This is a genomic window from Micromonospora sp. NPDC048907, assembly GCF_055586885.1.
In genome coordinates, this window is record NZ_JBVJHI010000006.1 from 321,260 (window position 1) to 341,132 (window position 19,873).

The following is a 19,873-nucleotide window of genomic DNA, read 5'->3' on the forward strand; positions in this document are numbered from 1 at the left end:
GCAGGCGGTCGGGCGGTTCAGGCGGGGCGGTTGGGGGTGGGGGAGGGGGTGCTGTCGGTGGGGCGGCGGGGGGTGGGGATGGTCAGGGACGGGGGCAGGCCGGTCACCGTGGGGTGGCCGGTGTGGTCGACGGTCACCGTCACCGGGGTGTTGGCGATCGTCAGGCCCTGGGCGGTCAGGGCGCCGAGTTCGGGGCCGGCCAGGGGGCGCAGGTCGACGCGGCCGGCGGGCACGTCGGGATAGAGGCCGACGGCCGCCTGGAGGAGCAGCACGGCCGCCGCGGCCGACCAGGCCTGCGGGTGGCAGGCCGCCGGGTACGGCACCGGCCGGCCGAGCGCCGCGCGGTCGTCACCGCCGTACAGCTCGGGGAGGCGGTAGTCGAACGCCTCGGCGGCCGCCAGCAGCCCGTCGGCGAGCCGGAGCGCCGCCGCCCGGTGGCCACCCCGGGCCAGCCCGTCGAGCACGACGGCCGTGTCGTGCGCCCAGATCGACCCGCAGTGGTACGACAGCGGGCTGAACCCGGCGTCGTCGGTGGACATGGTGCGCAGCCCGAAGCCGCCCGCGAGGGCCTCGGTCGAGAGCAGGGCGGCGACCTGCGCCGACTCGGCGTCCGAGAGCAGACCGGTGCCGAGCAGGTGGCCGATGTTGCTGGTCAGCGAGTCCACCGGGCGCTTGTCCCGGTCGAGCGCCAGGGCGGGCTGCGGACCGTACGGGCCGTCGACCCAGAACGCGGCGCGGAAGCGGGCGGCGAGCCGGTCGGCGTACCCGCGCCAGCGGTCGGCGCCGGGGCGGCCGAAGGCGTCGAGCAGGTCGGCCCCGTTCACCGCGGCCTGGTACGCGTACCCCTGCACCTCGGCCAGCACGATGGGCGGCGCGGCCAGCCGGCCGTCCCGGAAGCGCACCGCGTCGCCGGAGTCCTTCCAGCCCTGGTTGGCCAGGCCGTGACCGGTGGTGTCGACGTACTCGACGAAGCCGTCGCCGTCGGCGTCGGCGTGCTCGCCGAGCCAGCCGAGCGCCGCCTCGAGGTGGGGGAGCAGCGGCTCGACCTGGTCGGCGGCGAGCCCCCACCGCCAGGCGTCGTGCAGCAGCCCGACCCAGAGCATGGTGGCGTCGACCGTGCCGTAGTAGGCCGGCGGCAGCCGTAGTCCGTTGTCGGCGAGGGCGAACTCGTGCCGGCGCAGCTCGTGCAGGATCTTGCCGGGCGCCTCGCCGGTGGCCGGGTCGACCCGGGTGCCCTGCCGGCGGGCCAGCACGCGCAGCGTGCCGGCGGCCAGGTCGGTGCCGAGCGGCAGCATCATCCGGGCCGCCCAGAGGCTGTCCCGGCCGAAGAGGGTGAGGAACCAGGGCACGCCGGCGCCGAGGAAGACGTCCTCCGGGTGGGCCGGCTCGGCCAGCCGCAGCCCGCGCAGGTCGGCCAGGGCGCGGTCGAGGAGCCGGACCAGGCGGCGGTCGTCGGCGCGCACGGCCGGCTCGGACCAGCCGGGGCCGGGCGGCGCGGCGGTCACCACCGCCTTCGGATCAATGACGGCCAGCCGCCAGCGCAACGTCGCGGACTCGCCCGGGGCGAGCGTGACCGGCCAGCTCAGCCGGGGTGCGGTGGCCCGGTCGCCGGCGGCGTCCACGGTGGCCGCCTCGCCGGTGACGGTCACGGTGAGTCCTTCGGCGGCCCACTGGACCCGGCCCGGCTCGCCGGCCTTCGCCTCCAGCGGCGCGCCGCTCCCGCCCGACTTGACCAGCTCGATGGGCGCGAGGTCGCAGCCGAGGTCGACGCTGACCGTGGTGCGGACCGGCTCGGCGGCGGTGGACGAGACGACGAGTTCCTCGGTGACGCCGTGCGGGCCGGCCTCCCGGGTGCGGTCGACCCGGACGGTCGGGTCGGGGGTGGCGTCGCCGAGCCAGCGGGCCAGGGCGACGAAGCGGGCGCCGTGCGTCCCCGCCGGCCCGCGGGTCAGCGCCTCCGGCTCCCGGTCGTCGAGGCGCAGCTCGGCGCGGGAGAGCACCCGGGCGTCGGCGTGGAAGACACCCTGGACGCCGTGCGGCCGGATCTGGCCCGCCGCGTCGCCCAGCGCGCTGGTGGGGGCGTGCACCACGCCGACCAGGTCGTGCAGCAGCGGTTGCAGGTGGCGTTCGGACAAGAGGAACTCCCGGTGCTGATCGGTGGGCCGGCGACGTCTTGACAGATGGCTCCGGCCGGTGCCACAGTGCGAAACATTCCAGAAACTTTGAACGATCTAATCCTGCCTCATCGGAGTTGGATCGTTCAAGGCGGCGAGAGGGATCAAGTGGCGGAAAAGGTGACCATCGCGACGGTGGCCCGGCATGCCCAGGTGAGCCGGCAGACGGTCTCCAACGTGCTCAACGCGCCGCACATCGTCCGCGAGGAGACCCGGCGGCGGGTGCAGGAGGCGATCAGCGCCCTCGGTTACCGGGCCAACCAGGCCGCCCGGCAGATGCGGACCGGCCGCTCCCGCCTCATCGCCGTCCGCATCGAGCCCACCCGGGACGGGATCAACGGCTCGGTGCTCGACCGCTTCCTGCACGGCCTCACCGAGACCGCCGACGCCGCCGGCTACCGGGTCCTGCTCTACACGGCCCGCGACGACGACCAGGAGATCGCCACCTACGACGACCTGCTCGGCGCGTACGACCTGGACGCGTTCGTGCTCACCGGCACCAAGCACGGCGACCCGCGCACCGCGTGGCTGGCCGGGCGCGAGGTGCCGTTCGTGACCTTCGGCCGGCCGTGGGACGCCCTCGACGGGCACCCGTGGGTCGACGTGGACGGCGCCGCCGGCACCGCACAGGTCACCCGGCACCTGCTCGACGCCGGCCACCACCGGATCGCCTTCCTCGGCTGGCCGGCCGGCTCCGGCGTCGGCGACGACCGGTGCGCCGGCTGGCGTACCACCATGGCGGCGGCCGGACACGACGTGGCCGGCCTGCGCCGGGAGACCGAGGACGGCATCGCCGAGGGCGAGCGGGAGCTGCGGGACCTGCTCGCCCGCGACGTGCCGCCGACCGCGGTGGTCTGCGCCAGCGACTCGCTCGCCCTCGGCGCGCTCCAGGCCGCGCGCGACGCGGCCGCGCCGGTCGCCGTCGTCGGCTTCGACGACACCCCGGTGGCCGCCGCGGTCGGCCTGAGCAGCGTCAGCCAGCCGCTCGCCGCGGCCGCCGCCCGCTGCGTCGACCTGCTCACCGACCTGCTCGACGGCCAGCCCACCGATCACCGTGTGCTGCTCACTCCCACGCTCGTGCTCCGGCAGACGGCGTGACCACATCCCCCATCCAGGAGAGTCAGATGACACCTCGCACCCTCACCCGGGCGGCGGTGGCCGGCTTCGCCGCCGTCGCCCTGTTCGGCTCCGCCGCGTGCGGCAGCGGCTTCGACGACTCCGCGAAGGACACCAAGCAGTCCAGCGGCCCGGCCAGCCTGCAGATCCTGATCGGCTCCTCCGGCGAGGCCGAGACCAAGGCGGTGCAGGACGCGGCCGCCACGTGGGCCTCGTCCAGCGGCAACACCGCCACGGTCACCCCGGCCCAGGACCTCACCCAGCAGCTCGGCCAGGCCCTGGCCGGCGGCACCCCGCCCGACGTCTTCTACGTCGACGCGAGCCGCTTCGCCGACTACGCCAGCGTCGGCGCCCTGGAGCCGTACGGCGACAAGATCAGCAACAAGGACGACTTCTACGAGAGCCTGCGCACCACGTTCACCTACGACGGCAAGCTCTACTGCGCGCCGAAGGACTTCTCCACCCTCGCCCTGGAGATCAACACCGACCTCTGGGCGAAGGCCGGCCTGACCGACGCCGACGTGCCGACCACCTGGGACCAGCTCACCGCCGTCAGCCAGAAGATCAAGGCGAAGAAGATGGTGGCGCTCGCCCTCGGCGACACCCGCGACCGGATCGGCGCCTTCATGGTGCAGAACGGCGGCTGGCTGATGAGCAAGGACGGCAAGCAGCCCACCGCCGACACCCCGGAGAACCTCCAGGCCCTCCAGTACGTGAAGTCCCTGCTCACCAACGGCTACGCCAAGTTCCCGAAGCAGCTCGACGCGGGCTGGTCCGGGGAGGCGTTCGGCAAGGGCAAGGCCGTCATGACCATCGAGGGCAACTGGATCAAGGGCGCCCTGCAGAACGACTTCCCGAACGTGAAGTACAAGGTCGTGCCGCTGCCGGCCGGCCCGAAGGGGCAGGGCACCCTGTCCTTCACCCAGTGCTGGGGCGTGGCCGCCAAGTCGAAGTACAAGGACCAGGCGATCAAGTTCGTCGAGGCGATGACCGCGGGCGACCAGCAGGTGAGCTTCGCCAAGGCGTTCGGCGTGATGCCGTCGCGGCAGTCCGTCCGCGACCAGTACACCAGCGCCTTCCCGGCGGACAAGCCGTTCATCGACGCCGCCGCGTACGCGCAGGGCCCGGTGAACGCCCCGAAGATGGACAGCGTCCTGCGGGACCTGGAGGCCGGCCTCCAGGGGCTGGCCACCGGTGACCCGAAGACGGTCCTGAGCAACTTCGACAAGAACGCCAAGGCGGCGCTCGGCGGCTGAGCGGTGGCGGAGGGGCCCGGAGCGGGCCCCTCCGCACCGGCTCCGACGGACAAGGAGGGAGGGACGAGATGGCAACCGACGCGTTGCGCGCCCCGGCGACCACGCCGGCGAAGCCGCCACGCCGTCGCGGCGGCGGTGTCCGCGGCAACGAGAACATCGCCGGCTGGCTCTTCGTCGCGCCGGTGATCGTGATCCTCGGGCTCTTCCTGCTGCTGCCGATCCTCATGGCGCTGTGGGTGAGCCTGACCGACTGGAACGGCCAGGGCAGCCCGTTCACCGGCGACGTGCCGTTCGTGGGCGGCGACAACTACACCCGGCTGTTCGTCGAGGACGGGCTCGACCGCCGGGACTTCATGACCAGCATCCGCAACAACATGTACTACGTGGGCATCGTCGTGCCGGTGCAGACCGCGCTCGCCCTCGGCCTCGCCCTCGTGGTCAACAACCGCATGCTCAAGGGGAAGGGCTTCTTCCGCAGCGCCTTCTACTTCCCCTCGGTCACCAGCTCGGTGGCGATCAGCGTGGTGTTCCTGTTCCTGTTCGCCAACTCCGGCGCGGTCAACAGGCTGCTCGGCCTCCTCGGGATCAACGGGCCGGAATGGTTCGCCGACTCCCGGGGCGTGCTGCACCTGCTGCTCGGCGCCGTCGGGGTGGACAACCCGCCCGGGGCACTCACCTCCGGCGGCCCGTTCGGCCTGACCTGGTGGGACTGGCTCGCCGGCCCCAGCGTGGCCATGGTGTCGATCATCAGCCTGGTCATCTGGACCACCTCGGGCACCTTCATGCTGATGTTCCTGGCCGCGTTGCAGAACGTGCCGGTGGCGCTCGACGAGGCCAGCACCCTCGACGGGGCCACCCGCTGGCAGCGCTTCCGGCACGTCACCCTGCCGCTGATCAAGCCGACCATGTTCCTGGTGCTCACCCTCGGGCTGATCGGCTCCTGGCAGGTCTTCGACCAGGTGTACGTGATGAGCCAGGGCGACCCGGCCAAGACCACGCTCACCCCGGCGTACCTGTCGTACCGCACCGCCTTCCGGGACTTCGACTACGGCTCCGGCGCGGCCATCTCGTTCGTGCTGTTCCTGATCATCATCCTGTTGACCCTGCTCCAGCGCCGGGTGATGGCCGACCGGGACGAGCCCCGGCGGGCCCGGTGGTGGCGGCGACGCGTACCGGAGGGGTCCTGACATGGCCGTGCTCACCGACCGGCCGGCGCCGCCCGTCACGCGCCGCGCCCACCGCGGGCCCCGCGCCCGGGTCAACCGCATCCTCGGCTACGCGGTCCTGATCGCCTTCGGGCTGGTCTTCCTCTACCCGTTCGTCATCCAGCTCGGCAACTCGCTCAAGACCGAGCCCGACGCGGCGGCGAACCCGCTCTCGCCGATCCCCGACACGCTGACCCTGGCCGGCTTCGAGCGGATCTTCGCGGGCACCAACTTCCCGCTCTGGCTCGGCAACTCGCTGCTGGTCACCGTGCTGGTCACCCTCGGCCGGGTCTTCTTCGACTCGCTCGCCGGCTACGCGCTGGCGCGGCTGCGCTTCCGTGGCCGGGCCGGGCTGTTCGCCGCGGTCATCGCGGTCATGGCGGTGCCCGGCGTGGTGCTGCTCATCCCGAAGTTCCTGGTGCTCAAGCAGCTCGGCCTCTACGACAGCTACGCGGGCCTCGTGGTGCCCCTGCTCGCCGACGCGGCCGGTGTCTTCATCATGAAGCAGTTCTTCGAGTCGGTGCCGGTCAGCGTCGAGGAGGCGGCCCGGATCGACGGCGCGGGCGTGTTCCGCACCTTCTGGTCGGTGGTGCTGCCGATGGCGCGGCCGGCGCTGATCACGCTGACGATCCTGTCGTTCCAGGGCTCCTGGAACGAGTTCCCGCACAGCCTCGTCTCGGTGCAGGACCCGCACCTGTTCACCCTGCCCCGAGGCCTGGCCGACCTGGTCAGCGGGTCGCTCGGCAAGGGCACCCAGTATCCGCTCAAGCTGGGCGCCGCGCTGCTCGCCACCATCCCGGTGGCGGTGCTCTTCATGATCTTCCAGCGTTACTTCGTGCGCGGCGCCAACGAGGGCGCCGACAAGGGCTGACCGGTGGCCGGCGGTCCCGCCCCGTGCCGGGACCGCCGCACCCGGTTCAGCCCTCCTGGAGCACCGAGAACACGTTGCCGGCCGGGTCGGTGAACCAGGCGATCGACGGGCCGTTGCCCCGCATGACGCCCTTGTCGTCCTGCGGCATGCCCTCGTAGCGCGCGAACCGCACCCCGCGCGAGGTCAGCTCGTCCACCGCCCGGTCGATGTCGGGGACCGGGAAGTTGAGCACCGTGTAGGTCGCCGGCCGGTGGTCGGCCTTCGGGTAGACCAGCACCGGCCGGTCCCCGGCCAGGTGCAGGGTCAGCAGGCCGCCCATCGCGTCGTCCCGGGACACCCGCAGTCCCAGCACGTCGGTGTAGAACCGCTCCGCGCGGTCCGGGTCGTCCACCGAGAACCCGCTGAACGCCTTCGTGTCCCTGAACATGACCGCTCCTCACTCCGCCGGTGCGTCGCCTCCGTCGTGCCTACCAGGGGTGGACGGTGCGGGGGGCGCGAACTCATCGGCGCGTCCGGGATCAAGCCGGATCGGCAGCCCGAAACGCGGGAAGAGCCGGGGCTCCAGGAAGTAGCTGAGCCGGGCGATCCGGCCCCCGGCGCACTCCAGCACACCGATCGAGAAGGCCCGGTGACCGCCGGCCGGGTCGACCCGGTACTGGGCCACGGCCGGGCCGCCGTTCGCGGCCACCCGCACCAGCCGGGAACCCCGGCAGCCGGCCCCCGGCCCGCGTAGCCAGCGGCCGATGTCCGCGGCGCCGCGCAGCCACATCCGGTAGGGCGGCATGCTCTGCACGGCGTCCTCGCGCAGCAGCGCCACCAGGGCATCGACGTCGTAGCGGGCGAAGGCGTCCACGTAGCGGTCGAGCAGGTCGCGGTCGACCGGGTCGAGATCCGGCCCGACGCGCCGCTCGGCGCGCACCCCGGTCAGGGTCGCCCGGGCCCGCTGCAGCGCGCTGTTGACCGCCGGCACCGTGGCGTCGAGCAGGTCGGCGACCTCGTCGGCGCGCCAGCGCAGCACGTCCCGAAGGATCAGCACGGCGCGCTGCCGGGGAGGCAGGTGCTGGAGCGCGGCTACGAACGCCAGCCGCACCGACTCCCGGGCCACCGCCAGCTCCGCAGGGTCGGCCGGGAGCACCGCCGGGTCCGGCACCGGCTCGACCCAGTCGCCGGACGGCATGCCGAGCGACCCGGCCACCGGCGCGGCCGGCCCGTCCAGGTCGATCGGCAGGGCCCGCCGGCCGCGCCCGCGCAGCAGGTCCAGGCAGACGTTGGTGGCGATCCGGTAGAGCCAGGTGCGCAGGCTGGACCGGCCGTCGAAGCCGTCGCGGCCGCGCCAGGCCCGCAGCAGGGTCTCCTGCACCGCGTCCTCGGCGTCGAACACCGAGCCGAGCATCCGGTACGCGTAGCCGGTCAACTCGACCCGGAACGGCTCCAGGTCGGGGGGAGCGGGCGCCGGTGCGGTCGTCATGCCGCCAACCGTAGGCGGTGCCCCCGACAGCGGGTACTCAGGAGGCGGCCGGCTCGGCGGGGACGCCGACGTGCAGGCGGACCTGGGGGACCAGCATGTCGTCCACGTCCAGCGCGCGGCCCGCGCCGTCCGGCTCCCAGCCGGTCGAGGTGAGGAACTTCCGGGTCGCCTCGTCGGCGTCGAACGCCCAGGCCACCGCGCGGGTGAAGCCGTCCTCCCGCCAGTGGTCCACCATCGCGGCGAGCAGCCGGCTGCCGTGCCCGCGCCGGCCCCAGCGCGGCTCGACCAGCAGGTCGGTCACCGCCACCACGCCGTCGCCGAGGGCCTCGGGCGGCTCGCCCGGCGCGAGCGCCTCGGCGTCGGCCGGACCGGAGGCGACGAACCCCACCAGATACGATTGCTCGGCCTGTTCGACGGCGACCAGCACGCGGTGCGCGCCCGAGGGCGGCTCCTGCACCGCGGCGCTCCACCGCCGGGCGAGGTACGCCTCGTCCAGGTTGTCGAGCACGTGCCGGGGCAGGATCCGGCGGTACGCGACCCGCCACGTGGCGAGCTGGAGGCGTGCGATCTCGCCGGCGTCCTCCGGACGCGCGGGGCGGACGTACCCGAGAGCCATGGCACGTGAGCCTACGCAGGGCGAGGAGGGCGACGGTGGCGCAGGGTGCCAGGCGGACGATCGCGCAGGTCGTCGCCGTGGTGGCGCTCGCCGGAGCGGTGACCGCCTTCCTGTCCGTGGCGGCCGTGCGGCACGGCTTCTTCGACCTCAAGGTCTACTACGGCGCGCTGACCTTCTGGGTGCACGACGGCGGGGAGATCTACGACTTCCTCAAGGGCGGCACCCAGTACGGCTTCACCTACCCGCCGTTCGCGGCGCTGGTCATGCTGCCGATGGCGTACCTGCCCTGGTGGGCGGCGATCACCGGGAGCGTGGCCGCCACCGTGGTGGTCAGCGCCGTGGTGATCTGGTGGCTGCTCGACCCGGTCGCCCGGCGGGCCGGCTGGACCCGCTGGTTCGCCCTGGCGGTGGCGCTCTGCCTCGCCGCCGCGTACGAGCCGATGCGCGAGACGGTCAACTTCGGCCAGGTCAACATGCTGCTGCTGTTCCTCGTGGCGGTGGACCTGCTCCGGCTGCTGCCGGCGCGCAGCCGGTGGGCCGGGGTGGGCATCGGGCTGGCCACCGCGATCAAGCTGACCCCGGGCATCTTCATCGTCTACCTGCTGGTCACCGGCCGGTGGCGGGCCGCGTTCACCGCCATCGGCGCGGCGGCGGCGGCCACCCTGGTCGCGGCCGCGCTCTTCCCGGACGCCTCCCGGGAGTTCTGGACCGAGGCGCTGTGGAACACCGACCGGGTGGGGGAGCTGGCCTTCGTCTCCAACCAGTCGCTGCGCGGGGTGGTGGCCCGGCTCCACCCGGAACACCCGAGCACCGTCGCCTGGCTGGCGCTGGTCCTCGCCACGCTGGTCGTCTGGGGCTGGCGCTCCCGGGCCGCGGTGGCCGCCGGCGACGAGGCCACCGGCCTGGCGCTGACCGGCGCCACCATGTGCCTGGTCAGCCCGGTGACCTGGGTGCACCACCTGGTCTGGCTGCTGCCGGGGCTGATCCTGCTGGTCGACAACGGCATGGCGGCGCCCGCCCGCAGCCTCCGCCGCCGCCTGCTGCTGGCGGGTGCCCTCGTCGGGTACGCCTTCCTCACCAGCCGCATCGTCTGGGCCTGGGAGAAGGACTTCACCGGGGTGGACGGGTTCCTGGGCAGCAACACGTACGTCTGGATCAGCCTCGCGCTGCTGCTCGCCCTGCCGGTCCGGCACCGGGCCACGCCGACCGGCGGCGGTCCGGTCGCCCCGGACGGGCCGGCCGGGTCAGCGGTCGAGCCGGGCGGTGTAGCGCAGCTCGCGGAGCCGGACCGGGTCCCGCCCGCCGTGCAGCGGCACCGCGTAGGTGGACTCCTCCCCGTCCGGTGACAGCCCGGCCCGTTCGTAGAAGCGGCGGGCCCGGGCGTTGTCGGCGAGCACCCAGAGCCGGTACTCGGCCAGGCCCCGCTCCGCGAGGCCGGCCCGGGCCGCCGCGAGCAGCGCCGGGGCGGTCCCGCCGCCCCACCGGGCCGGGTCCAGGTAGATCGCCAGGATCTCCCCGTACGCCGGGTCGAGGTCGCCGCGGTCCTGGTTGTTCCGGTACGGCCCGAAGGTGGTGAACCCCTCGATCGTGCCGTCGACCTCGGCGACAAGCGTGGTGAACGGGTGCTCCGGGTCGGCCGTGCCGAGGTCCCGGCGGCGCTGCGCCCAGGCAGCCGGGTTCAGCCGGTCGAGCACCTCGGCCGGCATGATCCCGGCGTACCCGGCCTGCCAGCCGCGGATGTGCACCCGGGCTATCGCCTCGGCGTCGTCCGGTTCCTCCCGGCGGATGGTGCGCACCCGTCCGTTCTATGCCGCGCCGGGCGGTCGGTCCAGCCACCGCGCGGGGTGTCGTACCGGTGGAATAAGGTCCCCGACGATGGCCGTACCGGAATCGCTCTCCCTGACCCAGGCCCGCCGGATCGCCCTGGCCGCCCAGGGCTTCGCCGACCCGGCGCCCGCCGGCGTGCCCACCCGCCGGCACCTGCGCCGGGTGCTCGACCGGGTCGGGCTGATCCAGATGGACTCGGTGAACGTCCTGCAACGCGCGCACTACCTGCCGCTCTACAGCCGGCTCGGTCCCTACCCGACCAGCCTGCTCGACACGGCGGCCTACCGGCGCCCCCGCGAGCTGTTCGAATACTGGGGGCACGAGGCGTCGCTGGTCCCGGTGGGGCTGCACGCGGCGCTGCGCTGGCGGATGGCCAAGGCCCACGACGAGGCGTGGGGCGGGATGCGCCGGATCGCCCAGGAGCAGCCCGAGCTGGTCGCCTGGGTGCGCGACGAGGTGGCCGCCCGGGGCCCGCTCACGGCCGCCGAGATCGAGCACGACGCGCCCCGGGAGACCGGCAACTGGGGGTGGAACTGGTCCACCGTGAAGCGGGCGCTGGAGTTCCTGTTCTGGGCCGGCGAGGTCACCGCTGCCGACCGCACCACCTCGTTCGCCCGCCGCTACGACCTGCCCGAGCGGGTGCTGCCGGCCGCCGTGCTCGACGCGCCCACCCCGAAGGACGCCGACGCCCACCGCACCCTCGTGGCGATCGCCGCCCGGTCGCTGGGCGTGGCCGCCGAGCCGGAGCTGCGGGACTACTTCCGGCTGCCGGTGGCCGGCGCCCGGCAGGCGATCGCCGAGCTGGTCGAGGCGGGCGAGCTGACCCCGGTCACCGTGGCGGGCTGGCGGCAGCCGGCCTACCTGCACACGCAGGCGCGGCTGCCCCGCTGGGTGCGCGGCAACACGCTGGTCAGCCCGTTCGACCCGCTGGTCTGGGAGCGGGCGCGCACCGAGCGGCTGTTCGACTTCACCTACCGGATCGAGATCTACGTGCCCGCGCCGCAGCGGGTCTACGGCTACTACGTGCTCCCCTTCCTCCAGGGCGAGCGGTTCACCGCCCGGGTCGACCTCAAGGCCGACCGGAAGGCCGGGGTCCTGCTGGTGCCGGCCGCCTGGGTCGAGCCCGGCGCCGACCCGGGGGAGACCGCCGTGGCGCTCGCCGCGGAGCTCTACCGGCTCGCCGGCTGGCTCGGCCTCGACGCGGTCGCCCCGCCCGCCGCCGGCGACCTGGCCGCCCCGCTGGCCGCCGCCCTGGTGGGCGTGGCCGGTGTACGGTGAGCGCGTGACGAGCGTTGACCGGCCGGCCGCCGCGCCCGACCCGCACCCGGTCCCGCCCGCGGAGCACGCCGCCGGGCCGGTGGCCTGGCCCGCCGGGGTGGCCTACCCGCCGGTCGAGCCGGACCGGTTCACCCGCCTGGTGCTGCGGCTGCACGCCCGCGCCCCCCGCTGGGCGGTCCCCCTCGCGGCCCTCGGCTGCGTCGGCCTGGGCATGGGCTACGCGCTGCTCAGCGACCCCACCCACAGCGACCCCGACGCGCGCCCGACCTGTCTGCTCAAGCTCACCACCGGGCTGGACTGCCCGGGCTGCGGCGGCACCCGCGCCCTCTGGTACGTGCTGCACGCCGACCTCCCCGCCGCCGCCCGGCACCACTTCCTCTTCGTCTTCTCGCTGCCCTTCCTGGCCTGGCTCTTCGTGAGCTGGGCGGGGAACCGGGCGTTCGGCTGGCGGCTGCCGGAGCTGCGGATCAGCCCCAAGGTGATCGGCGGCTTCCTGGCCCTCTGGCTCGCCTTCTCGGTGGCGCGCAACCTGCCCCTGGCCCCCTTCACCTCGCTCTACGTCTGACCGCTGCCCGCCGCTGGTGGGCTGGTTCACGTCCGCGCGTCCGAGTTTCGCCCGAGGCCCACCGGCCACTACAGTCGCAGGAATGCCGGAGATGGTGCAGCCCCAGGTCAAGCTGATCGCGTGGACCCAGTTCCAGGCCCCGGACGACGTGCCGTGGTCGACCGACGCGGAGGGTGGTCAGGCGCTCGCCGAGTTCGCCGGCCGGGCCTGCTACCAGAGCTGGAAGAAGCCGAACCCGGCCACCGCGACCAACGCCGGCTACCTGGCGCACATCCTCGACGTGGGGCACCTGTCCGTGCTGGAGCACGGCTCGGTGACCTTCTACTTCAGCGGGGTGTCCCGGTCGTTCACCCACGAGCTGATCCGGCACCGGCACTTCTCCTACTCGCAGCTCTCCCAGCGCTACGTCCCGGAGCGGGACGCGGCCATGGTCGAGCCCGCGGTGATCGCCGAGGACCCGGAGCTGCACAAGAAGTTCGTCGAGGCGAGCGAGGCGGCCGTCCGGGCGTACACCGAGCTGCTGGAGGGCCTGGAGGCCCGCTTCACCGACGAGCCCAACCCGACGCTGCGCCGCAAGCAGGCCCGGCAGGCGGCCCGGGCGGTGCTGCCCAACGCCACCGAGACCCGGATCGTGGTCACCGGCAACTACCGGGCGTGGCGGCACTTCATCAAGATGCGCGCCACCGAGCACGCCGATGTGGAGATCCGCGAGCTGGCCGTGGAGTGCCTGCGGCAGCTCCAGGGGGTCGCGCCGAACGTCTTCGCCGACTTCGTGATCTCCACACTGCCGGACGGCACCGAGGTGGCGGCGTCTCCGCACGCCGAGTGAGTCGTCGCCCTTCGCCGCCGGGGGCCCGGTGGTCGTCCGCTAGGTTGTGAACATGACGCACGACCTCCCTGCCGTCCCGAACCGGGGCGCGTCGCGCCCGTTCGGGCGACTGATCACGGCCATGGTGACCCCGTTCACCGCCGACGGGTCACTCGACCTCGACGGCGCCGGACGGCTCGCCAGCCACCTCGTCGACGAGCAGGGCAACGACGCGCTGGTGCTCAACGGCACCACCGGCGAGTCCCCGACCACCACCGACGCGGAGAAGGAGGCCCTGATCCGTGCCGTCGTGGAGGCGGTCGGTGACCGGGCCCGGATCGTGGCCGGCGTGGGCACCAACGACACCCGGCACACCATCGAGCTGGCCGCGCAGGCGGAGAAGGCCGGCGCGCACGGCCTGCTGGTGGTGACGCCGTACTACAACAAGCCGCCGCAGGCCGGGCTGCTGCGCCACTTCACCGCGGTCGCCGACGCCAGCGGGCTGCCGATCATGGTGTACGACATCCCGCACCGCACCGGTACGGCGATCGCCACGGACACCCTGGTCACGATGTCCGAGCACGGCCGGATCGTGGCGGTCAAGGACGCCAAGGGCGATCTCACCGCCACCTCCTGGGTGCTGGCCCGCAGCGACCTGGCCTTCTACAGCGGCGAGGACGCGCTGACCCTGCCCGCCCTGGCGGTCGGCTCGGTCGGCGTGGTCGGCACCTCCACGCACTTCACCGGGGCGCAGACCAAGCAGCTCATCGAGGCGTTCGAGGCCGGCGACACGGCCACCGCGCTCACCCTGCACCGGCGGCTGCTGCCGCTGTTCACCGGCATCTTCCGGACCCAGGGCGTGATCCTGGTGAAGGCGGGCCTGGCGGCCAAGGGCCTGCCGGCCGGCCCGGTGCGCCCGCCGCTGGTGGACGCCACCGGCGACGAACTGGCCCAGCTGCGCGCGGACTGCGCCGCGGCGGGCCTTCCCCTACCCGAATGATCGAACGACACGACGGACGCCGCGCGACGGCGTCGCAGAATGAGGTGACGCGTGACCGAGGCGCACATCGAGGGTGAGCTGCCCCCGCCGCTGCCGGAGGGCGGCCTGCGGATCATCCCGCTCGGCGGACTCGGCGCCATCGGCCGGAACATGACGGTCTTCGAGTACGACGGCAAGCTGCTGATCGTCGACTGCGGGGTGCTCTTCCCCGACGTCGAGCAGCCGGGCGTGGATTTGATCCTGCCCGACTTCGGTCCGATCCTGGACCGGCTCGGCGACGTGCAGGCGATCGTGCTCACCCACGGCCACGAGGACCACATCGGCGCGGTGCCGTACCTGCTCGCCCACAAGCCGGACATTCCGCTGGTCGGCTCGCAGTTCACCCTGGCCCTGGTCGAGGCGAAGCTGGCCGAGCGGCGGATCCAGCCCTACACGCTGACCGTCGCGGAGGGGCGGCGCGAGCGGCTCGGCCCGTTCGAGTGCGAGTTCTTCGCGGTGAACCACTCGATCCCCGACGCGCTCGCCGTGGCCATCCGCACCGGCGCCGGCCTGGTGCTGCACACCGGCGACTTCAAGATGGACCAGCTCCCGCTGGACGGCCGGATCACCGACCTGGCCGGCTTCGCCCGGCTCGGCGCCGAGGGCGTGGACCTGCTGCTGTCCGACTCCACCAACGCGGAGATCCCCGGCTTCGTCACCCCGGAGCGGGAGATCGGCCCGGTGCTCGACTCGATCTTCGCCAAGGCGCGCGGCCGGATCATCGTGGCCTCGTTCGCCTCCCACGTGCACCGGGTGCAGCAGGTGTTCGACTCCGCCGTCGAGCACGGGCGCAAGGTGGCGCTGATCGGCCGGTCGATGGTCCGCAACATGGGCATCGCCCGGGACCTGGGCCTGCTCAACATCCCGCCGGGCCTGGTGGTCGGGCTGGAGGAGGCCACCGCGCTGCCGCCCGAGCAGATCGTGCTCATGTCCACCGGCTCGCAGGGCGAGCCGATGAGCGCGCTGGGCCGGATGGCCAGCGGCGACCACCGGCACATCACCATCGCGCCCGGCGACACCGTGGTGCTCGCCTCCTCGCTGGTGCCGGGCAACGAGACCTCGGTCTACCGGGTGATCAACCGGCTGGCCCGGGCCGGCGCCACGGTGATCCACAAGGACGTGGCCAAGGTGCACGTCTCCGGTCACGCGCCCGCCGGCGAGCTGCTCTACCTGCTCAACGTCACCCGGCCGAGCAACCTCATGCCGGTGCACGGCGAGTGGCGGCACCTGCGGGCGCACGCCCGCCTCGGCATCGAGTCGGGCGTCGCGCCGGACCGGGTGGTGCTCTGCGAGGACGGCGACGTGGTGGACCTGGTCGACGGGCGGGCCAGCCTGGTCGGCCACGTGAAGAGCCGGTACGTCTACGTCGACGGTCTCGCCGTGGGCGACGTCAGCGAGTCGCTGCTCACCGAGCGCCGGATCCTCGGCGACGGCGGTTTCATCGCCACTACCGTGGTGATCGACTCGGTCACCGGCAAGGTGGTCGGCGGGCCGACCCTCTCGGCGAAGGGCTTCTCCGAGGACCCGGAGGCGTTCAGCCCGGTCATCCCGCTGGTCACCGAGGCGCTGAACCGGGCCGCCGCGGACGGCATCACCGACCCGCACCAGCTCCAGCAGATCGTCCGGCGCACCGTCGGGCGCTGGGTCAACGACGCGTACCGCCGCCGGCCGATGATCGTGCCGACGGTCGTCGAGGTCTGACCGCCGCACGCTCCGCACGCCGGCCCACCCTCCGCGGTGGGCCGGCGTCGCCGTGTCCGGGTACGCCCCGGAGCCGTCCTGGCACGCTGCGTCGAATCCCGGCCACCGGGTTCAACCGATCGGCGCCCGTCTCCGTACTCCGCTCCGGCAGGCGTACCCGCGCCGGCCGGGAGGAGCGTGGCGGATGGACCGCAGACGGATGACAGCCATCGGCGTGCTGGTGGCGGCGGCGGGCACGGCGGCGGCGGTGACCCTGCCGTCGTTCGCCGGCGAGAACCCGACCCGGCGGAGCGCACCGGCGGCGTCCGACGGCGTCGCGCCCGAGGTGCTGGACGCGCTGAGCCGCGACCTGTCGCTCACCCGGGACCAGGCGGCCCGGCGGCTGAAGACCGAGCGGTGGGCGTCCGGCACGGTCACGAAACTCCGCGGCGAACTGGGCGCCGACTACGGCGGCAGCTGGCTGGGCGCGGACGGGACGACGCTGAACGTGGCGGTCGCCGACCCGGCGCAGGCGGCCCGGGTGACCGCCGCGGGCGCGGTGCCCAGGCGGGTCGACCGCGGGGTCGCCGAGCTGGACGCGGTGAAGACGCGACTCGACGCGGCCGGCGGGGAGGCCACCCCGGACGTGGCCGGCTGGTACGTCGACGTGGCCACCAACTCGGTCGTGGTGGTCGCCCGGCCCGGCGCGGAGGCGGCCGGCCGCCGGTTCGCCGAGGCCAGCGGGGTGCCCGCCGGCGCGGTGCGGGTGAAGACCGCCGACGAGGCGCCCCGCCCGCTGTTCGACGTGCGGGGCGGCGACGCGTACTTCATCAACAACGCCGGCCGCTGCTCGGTCGGCTTCTCGGTGGTCGGCGGCTTCGTCACGGCCGGGCACTGCGGCCGTCCGGGGGACCGGACCGCCGGCGCGAACCGGGTCGCCCAGGGCACCTTCGCGGCCTCCTCGTTCCCGGGCGACGACTGGGCGGTCGTCGAGGTGAACGGCCAGTGGACGCCGCAGGGCGCGGTGAACGACTTCAACGGCGGCACGGTGCCGGTGAACGGCTCCGCCGAGGCGCCGGTCGGCGCCTCGGTGTGCCGCTCCGGCTCGACCACCGGCACCCGCTGCGGGGTCATCCAGGCCAAGAACGCCACGGTGAACTATCCGGAGGGGACGGTCACCGGGTTGACCCGGACGGACGTCTGCGCCGAGCCGGGCGACTCCGGTGGCGCGTGGCTTTCCGGCGACCAGGCGCAGGGGGTCACCTCCGGTGGTTCCGGCGACTGCACCCGGGGCGGCGTGACCTTCTTCCAGCCGGTCAACGAGATCCTCCAGCGCAACAACCTGACCCTGGTCACGGCGGGCGACCAGCCCTCCGCGCCGCCCGCCGGGGGCGAAACCACCGCGCCGCCGGAGAGCACCGCACCGGCCACCCCGCCGGCCGGCGACGCCACGGACTGCACCGGGCAGGTGAGCCGGACCGGCCGGATCGCCGCCGGCCGGGCGCAGGTCCAGCCCGACGGCCGCTTCTTCCGGGTGTCCGGCGGCGCCCAGGAGGCGTGCGTGTCCGCGCCGGCGGGTGCCCGCGTGGTGCTGGAGCTGCAACGCTTCACCGGCACCACGTTCCGCACCGTGGCCCGCGCCGGCAGCACCGACGGGCTCGCCCGGCTCACCGCCGACACCCCGGCCGGCGCCTACCGCTACCGGGTGGTCGGGCTGGCCGGCGCCGGCGAGTACACCCTGGCGTTCTCCGCCCGCTGAGCCGCCGCCGGGTCGATCCCGGCGGCACCGGACCGCGGCCCCCGTCCACCACCGCCCGGTGGGCGGGGGCCGCGCCGCGTCCCGGGCTCACGGCAGCGCGGCGACCGCCTCGGCGTACGCGGCCCCGGTGCTGACCGCCGCCGTGACCAGCACGACGAGCTGTGCACGGGCCACGCCGTACGCCAGGTCGGTGGTGACGTCGGCGGCCAGCAGCAGTGTCCCGTCGCCCGGGTCGTGCACGTACGCCGCCGGCAGCAGCCGGTCGTGGTTCCAGGCGTTGCAGAACGCGTACGCCTCGGCGCGGCGGGCGGCCGGCAGCCGGCGCAGCGCCACGGCGCGGGCGTGCAGCACCTCGCCCTGCGGCCCGAGCCGCCGGAACTGGAGCACGGCCTCGCCCCAGCGCCCCACCACCGTGCCGTCGGGTTCCACCGTGTACGCGTCGCCGCGCGCGTCGAGGGCGGCGGTGAGCATCCGCAGGCTCAGCGGGGCGGGTTCCTCCGCGCCGGGCGGGCCGGGCTCGGCCGGGTCGTCGTCGGTGACGTCGTCCTCGGCGGGCAGCGGCACCGGCTCGGCGAGGGGCCGCTCGGCCAGCCAGGACGCGATCCGGCCGGACTGGTGGCCGGTGCCGTTGCGGGCGTCGAAGCTGCCGGCCAGCGTGGTGGCGAGGGCCTGGAGCTGACCGGCGAGCGTGGACACGTCCACCTCGGCGGCGGGCCGGGGCCCGTGGCCGGGGCGGTGGATCCGCCGCCCGCCCAGTCCGGCCTCGGTGGCCAGCCCGCAGAGCAGCGCGCCCGCCGCCGCGAACTCCATGGCGGACAGGTCGTCGGCCGGGTGGTCGAGCCGGGGCAGTTGCTCGGCCAGCACGTCCAGCCCGTGCGCAAGGTGCCCGCCCAGCGCGCAGAACCGCAGGTGGGCGGCGAGCTGCGGGAAGGCCGCCCGCTCGCGGCGGTGCCGCCGGTACGCCCGCACGTGCGCCCGGGCGGCGCGCTCCGCCTCGCCGGTGCGCAGCCAGGGCAGCAGCCCCGCCGCGAGGGCCCGCTCCGGCTGGTCGGTGCAGCCCGGCTCGCCGTCGAGCACCGGCTCCAGCACGGCCAGCGCGGCCGCCGGCTCGCCCCAGCCGGCCAGCAGCTCGGCGCGGCGGGCCGGGGCGCAGCCCGCGCAGCCGGCCACCGGGTCGGTGGCGTCGCCGGAGGACCAGCTGTCGTACTCGCGGCGGGCGGTCGGCTCGTTCCCGAGGTGGTCGGCGAGCCGGCAGCGCAGCTCGGCCACCGGCCCGGCGGCGGGGCCCAGCCGGTCGGCGAGGTCGTCCAACAGGGAGCGGGCCTGGTCCAGGGCCACCCGGGGGGTGCCGAAGAGCGCCTCGACGGCCTGCCGCTGGTGCCGGCGCAGCCGCTCGGCCCCGCCGGGGCCGTCGAGCAGCTCCGGCCGCCGGTCCACCATGGCCACGCAGCGCCGTACCGGCTCCACGGTGCGCCACCGCTCGCCCAGGTGCAGGTACGCCTCGACCAGCGCGAACCGCGCCGCCAGCGCGGTGCGCGGGTCGCCGGTGGCGTCCGCGCGGGCGGCGATGCGTTCCAGCTCGGCGCAGCGGGCCTCGCCGTCGGGCAGGTCCCGGGCGTCGGCGAGCGCGTCGGCGAGCCCCCGGTCCCGGAACGTCGTCATCGCAGGGTCCCGCCGGGCAGGTCCGCCACGGCGGCGGCGAGCTGGCAGCCGGTGGTGACGCCACAGTCGACGAGCTGGTCGAGCTGGTGCGGGGTGACCCCGCGTTCCAGGTCGGTCGTCACCTCGCCGCACACCTGGGCCAGCCCGTCGTCGGCGACGTGCACGAACGCCTTGGGCCAGAGCCGGTCGTGGTTCCAGGCGTTGCAGAAGGCGTGCAGGTCGGGCACCGTCTCGATGCCGAAGCGGTGGGCCGTGACCGTGCGCACCTGGAGCAGCTCCCCGGCGGCGCCGCGCCGGAAGAACCAGATGAGGCTGTCGCCCCAGCGGCCCACCAGGTCGCCGTCGGCGTCCTCGGTCACCGCGTACCCCCGGTTGGTCAGCACGGCGGCGATCAGCTCGCCGGTCAGCGGTCGTAACGTCTGCGGGTGTCCGGCCAGGGGGCCGTCCGGACCGTCCTCGATCTCCGGCGACGCCATGAGGGCATCCCTTCTGAGGCGAATAACACAACGCGCGGCGGATCCCTGCCGCGACGCGCGGACACGACCCGGA

Annotated in this window: 18 protein-coding genes; 11 read left to right on the top strand and 7 right to left on the bottom strand. The window is 74.4% G+C overall.

The features are described from left to right. Window positions 1-17: 17 nt before the first annotated feature. Window positions 18-2,135 carry an amylo-alpha-1,6-glucosidase gene (locus tag ACZ6PY_RS22980; protein WP_466074932.1) on the bottom strand — a complete coding sequence of 706 codons (2,118 nt, stop codon included), beginning with the start codon at window positions 2,133-2,135 and terminating at the stop codon, window positions 18-20. A gap of 159 nt (window positions 2,136-2,294) precedes the next feature. Between ACZ6PY_RS22980 and ACZ6PY_RS22985 the strand changes: the two genes are divergently transcribed. The 4 genes from ACZ6PY_RS22985 (at window position 2,295) to ACZ6PY_RS23000 (ending at window position 6,622) form a co-directional block, all read left to right on the top strand. After that, complete coding sequence (locus ACZ6PY_RS22985; protein ID WP_466074933.1) at window positions 2,295-3,272, top strand: LacI family DNA-binding transcriptional regulator; 978 nt, start codon at window positions 2,295-2,297, stop codon at window positions 3,270-3,272. Window positions 3,273-3,298: 26 nt separating this feature from the next. Further along, complete coding sequence (locus ACZ6PY_RS22990; protein ID WP_466074934.1) at window positions 3,299-4,546, top strand: sugar ABC transporter substrate-binding protein; 1,248 nt, start codon at window positions 3,299-3,301, stop codon at window positions 4,544-4,546. A gap of 68 nt (window positions 4,547-4,614) precedes the next feature. Next, window positions 4,615-5,733 (top strand): carbohydrate ABC transporter permease, encoded by a 1,119-nt coding sequence (locus ACZ6PY_RS22995; RefSeq protein WP_466074935.1) that lies wholly within the window; start codon window positions 4,615-4,617, stop codon window positions 5,731-5,733. A 1-nt stretch (window position 5,734) separates the two neighbouring features. After that, a complete protein-coding gene (locus tag ACZ6PY_RS23000) occupies window positions 5,735-6,622 on the top strand; it encodes a carbohydrate ABC transporter permease (protein WP_466074936.1) in 888 nt (295 codons plus the stop codon). Between the two features lie 46 nt (window positions 6,623-6,668). On the opposite strand, the gene ACZ6PY_RS23005 is transcribed toward ACZ6PY_RS23000, so the two are convergent. Genes ACZ6PY_RS23005 through ACZ6PY_RS23015 form a run of 3 tightly spaced genes read right to left on the bottom strand, consistent with a single transcriptional unit; the run spans window position 6,669 to window position 8,706 of the window. Continuing rightward, window positions 6,669-7,049 (bottom strand): VOC family protein, encoded by a 381-nt coding sequence (locus ACZ6PY_RS23005; RefSeq protein WP_262287418.1) that lies wholly within the window; start codon window positions 7,047-7,049, stop codon window positions 6,669-6,671. 9 nt (window positions 7,050-7,058) lie between these two features. Then, window positions 7,059-8,090 carry a sigma-70 family RNA polymerase sigma factor gene (locus tag ACZ6PY_RS23010; RefSeq protein WP_466074937.1) on the bottom strand — a complete coding sequence of 344 codons (1,032 nt, stop codon included), beginning with the start codon at window positions 8,088-8,090 and terminating at the stop codon, window positions 7,059-7,061. Window positions 8,091-8,127: 37 nt separating this feature from the next. Beyond that, the gene (locus tag ACZ6PY_RS23015; RefSeq protein ID WP_466074938.1) at window positions 8,128-8,706 is read right to left on the bottom strand and encodes a GNAT family N-acetyltransferase; all 579 of its coding nucleotides are present in this window, start codon (window positions 8,704-8,706) and stop codon (window positions 8,128-8,130) included. A gap of 35 nt (window positions 8,707-8,741) precedes the next feature. Here ACZ6PY_RS23015 and ACZ6PY_RS23020 point away from each other — a divergent pair, with 35 nt between their 5' ends. Then, on the top strand, window positions 8,742-10,052 hold the full coding sequence (locus ACZ6PY_RS23020) for a glycosyltransferase family 87 protein (protein WP_466074939.1): 1,311 nt from the start codon (window positions 8,742-8,744) through the stop codon (window positions 10,050-10,052). On the opposite strand, the gene ACZ6PY_RS23025 is transcribed toward ACZ6PY_RS23020, so the two are convergent. Then, window positions 9,951-10,502 carry a GNAT family N-acetyltransferase gene (locus tag ACZ6PY_RS23025; RefSeq protein ID WP_466074940.1) on the bottom strand — a complete coding sequence of 184 codons (552 nt, stop codon included), beginning with the start codon at window positions 10,500-10,502 and terminating at the stop codon, window positions 9,951-9,953. The genes ACZ6PY_RS23020 and ACZ6PY_RS23025 overlap by 102 nt on opposite strands. A 79-nt stretch (window positions 10,503-10,581) precedes the next feature. Between ACZ6PY_RS23025 and ACZ6PY_RS23030 the strand changes: the two genes are divergently transcribed. From ACZ6PY_RS23030 to ACZ6PY_RS23055, 6 genes are all read left to right on the top strand, one after another. Then, window positions 10,582-11,811 (top strand): winged helix-turn-helix domain-containing protein, encoded by a 1,230-nt coding sequence (locus tag ACZ6PY_RS23030; protein WP_466074941.1) that lies wholly within the window; start codon window positions 10,582-10,584, stop codon window positions 11,809-11,811. After that, window positions 11,801-12,376 (top strand): DUF2752 domain-containing protein, encoded by a 576-nt coding sequence (locus ACZ6PY_RS23035; RefSeq protein WP_466074942.1) that lies wholly within the window; start codon window positions 11,801-11,803, stop codon window positions 12,374-12,376. Before ACZ6PY_RS23030 ends, ACZ6PY_RS23035 begins: the two co-directional genes overlap by 11 nt. Window positions 12,377-12,467: 91 nt before the next feature. Further along, window positions 12,468-13,205 carry an FAD-dependent thymidylate synthase gene (gene thyX, locus ACZ6PY_RS23040; RefSeq protein WP_466075231.1) on the top strand — a complete coding sequence of 246 codons (738 nt, stop codon included), beginning with the start codon at window positions 12,468-12,470 and terminating at the stop codon, window positions 13,203-13,205. Between the two features lie 52 nt (window positions 13,206-13,257). Then, entirely contained in the window at window positions 13,258-14,184 is a 927-nt protein-coding gene (gene dapA / locus ACZ6PY_RS23045; protein ID WP_466074943.1) for a 4-hydroxy-tetrahydrodipicolinate synthase, read from the top strand. 51 nt (window positions 14,185-14,235) lie between these two features. Further along, complete coding sequence (locus ACZ6PY_RS23050; protein ID WP_466074944.1) at window positions 14,236-15,924, top strand: ribonuclease J; 1,689 nt, start codon at window positions 14,236-14,238, stop codon at window positions 15,922-15,924. A gap of 184 nt (window positions 15,925-16,108) precedes the next feature. After that, entirely contained in the window at window positions 16,109-17,662 is a 1,554-nt protein-coding gene (locus ACZ6PY_RS23055) for a S1 family peptidase (RefSeq protein WP_466074945.1), read from the top strand. Between the two features lie 87 nt (window positions 17,663-17,749). Here ACZ6PY_RS23055 and ACZ6PY_RS23060 read toward each other — a convergent pair whose 3' ends face one another. Both ACZ6PY_RS23060 and ACZ6PY_RS23065 read right to left on the bottom strand, forming a co-directional pair. After that, a complete protein-coding gene (locus ACZ6PY_RS23060) occupies window positions 17,750-19,324 on the bottom strand; it encodes a YbjN domain-containing protein (protein ID WP_466074946.1) in 1,575 nt (524 codons plus the stop codon). Further along, a complete protein-coding gene (locus ACZ6PY_RS23065; RefSeq protein WP_466074947.1) occupies window positions 19,321-19,800 on the bottom strand; it encodes a type III secretion system chaperone family protein in 480 nt (159 codons plus the stop codon). Before ACZ6PY_RS23065 ends, ACZ6PY_RS23060 begins: the two co-directional genes overlap by 4 nt. Window positions 19,801-19,873: the final 73 nt, after the last annotated feature.

Excerpts from the sequence above, each read along its gene's own strand:
- ACZ6PY_RS23015 (WP_466074938.1), bottom strand. The coding sequence starts at position 8,706 with ATGGCTCTCGGGTACGTCCGCCCCGCGCGTCCGGAGGACGCCGGCGAG.
- ACZ6PY_RS23065 (WP_466074947.1), bottom strand. The coding sequence starts at position 19,800 with ATGGCGTCGCCGGAGATCGAGGACGGTCCGGACGGCCCCCTGGCCGGA.
- ACZ6PY_RS23005 (WP_262287418.1), bottom strand. The coding sequence starts at position 7,049 with ATGTTCAGGGACACGAAGGCGTTCAGCGGGTTCTCGGTGGACGACCCG.
- ACZ6PY_RS23030 (WP_466074941.1), top strand. The coding sequence starts at position 10,582 with ATGGCCGTACCGGAATCGCTCTCCCTGACCCAGGCCCGCCGGATCGCC.
- ACZ6PY_RS23000 (WP_466074936.1), top strand. The coding sequence starts at position 5,735 with ATGGCCGTGCTCACCGACCGGCCGGCGCCGCCCGTCACGCGCCGCGCC.
- ACZ6PY_RS22995 (WP_466074935.1), top strand. The coding sequence starts at position 4,615 with ATGGCAACCGACGCGTTGCGCGCCCCGGCGACCACGCCGGCGAAGCCG.
- thyX (WP_466075231.1), top strand. The coding sequence starts at position 12,468 with ATGGTGCAGCCCCAGGTCAAGCTGATCGCGTGGACCCAGTTCCAGGCC.
- ACZ6PY_RS23060 (WP_466074946.1), bottom strand. The coding sequence starts at position 19,324 with ATGACGACGTTCCGGGACCGGGGGCTCGCCGACGCGCTCGCCGACGCC.
- dapA (WP_466074943.1), top strand. The coding sequence starts at position 13,258 with ATGACGCACGACCTCCCTGCCGTCCCGAACCGGGGCGCGTCGCGCCCG.
- ACZ6PY_RS22990 (WP_466074934.1), top strand. The coding sequence starts at position 3,299 with ATGACACCTCGCACCCTCACCCGGGCGGCGGTGGCCGGCTTCGCCGCC.
- ACZ6PY_RS23010 (WP_466074937.1), bottom strand. The coding sequence starts at position 8,090 with ATGACGACCGCACCGGCGCCCGCTCCCCCCGACCTGGAGCCGTTCCGG.
- ACZ6PY_RS23055 (WP_466074945.1), top strand. The coding sequence starts at position 16,109 with ATGGACCGCAGACGGATGACAGCCATCGGCGTGCTGGTGGCGGCGGCG.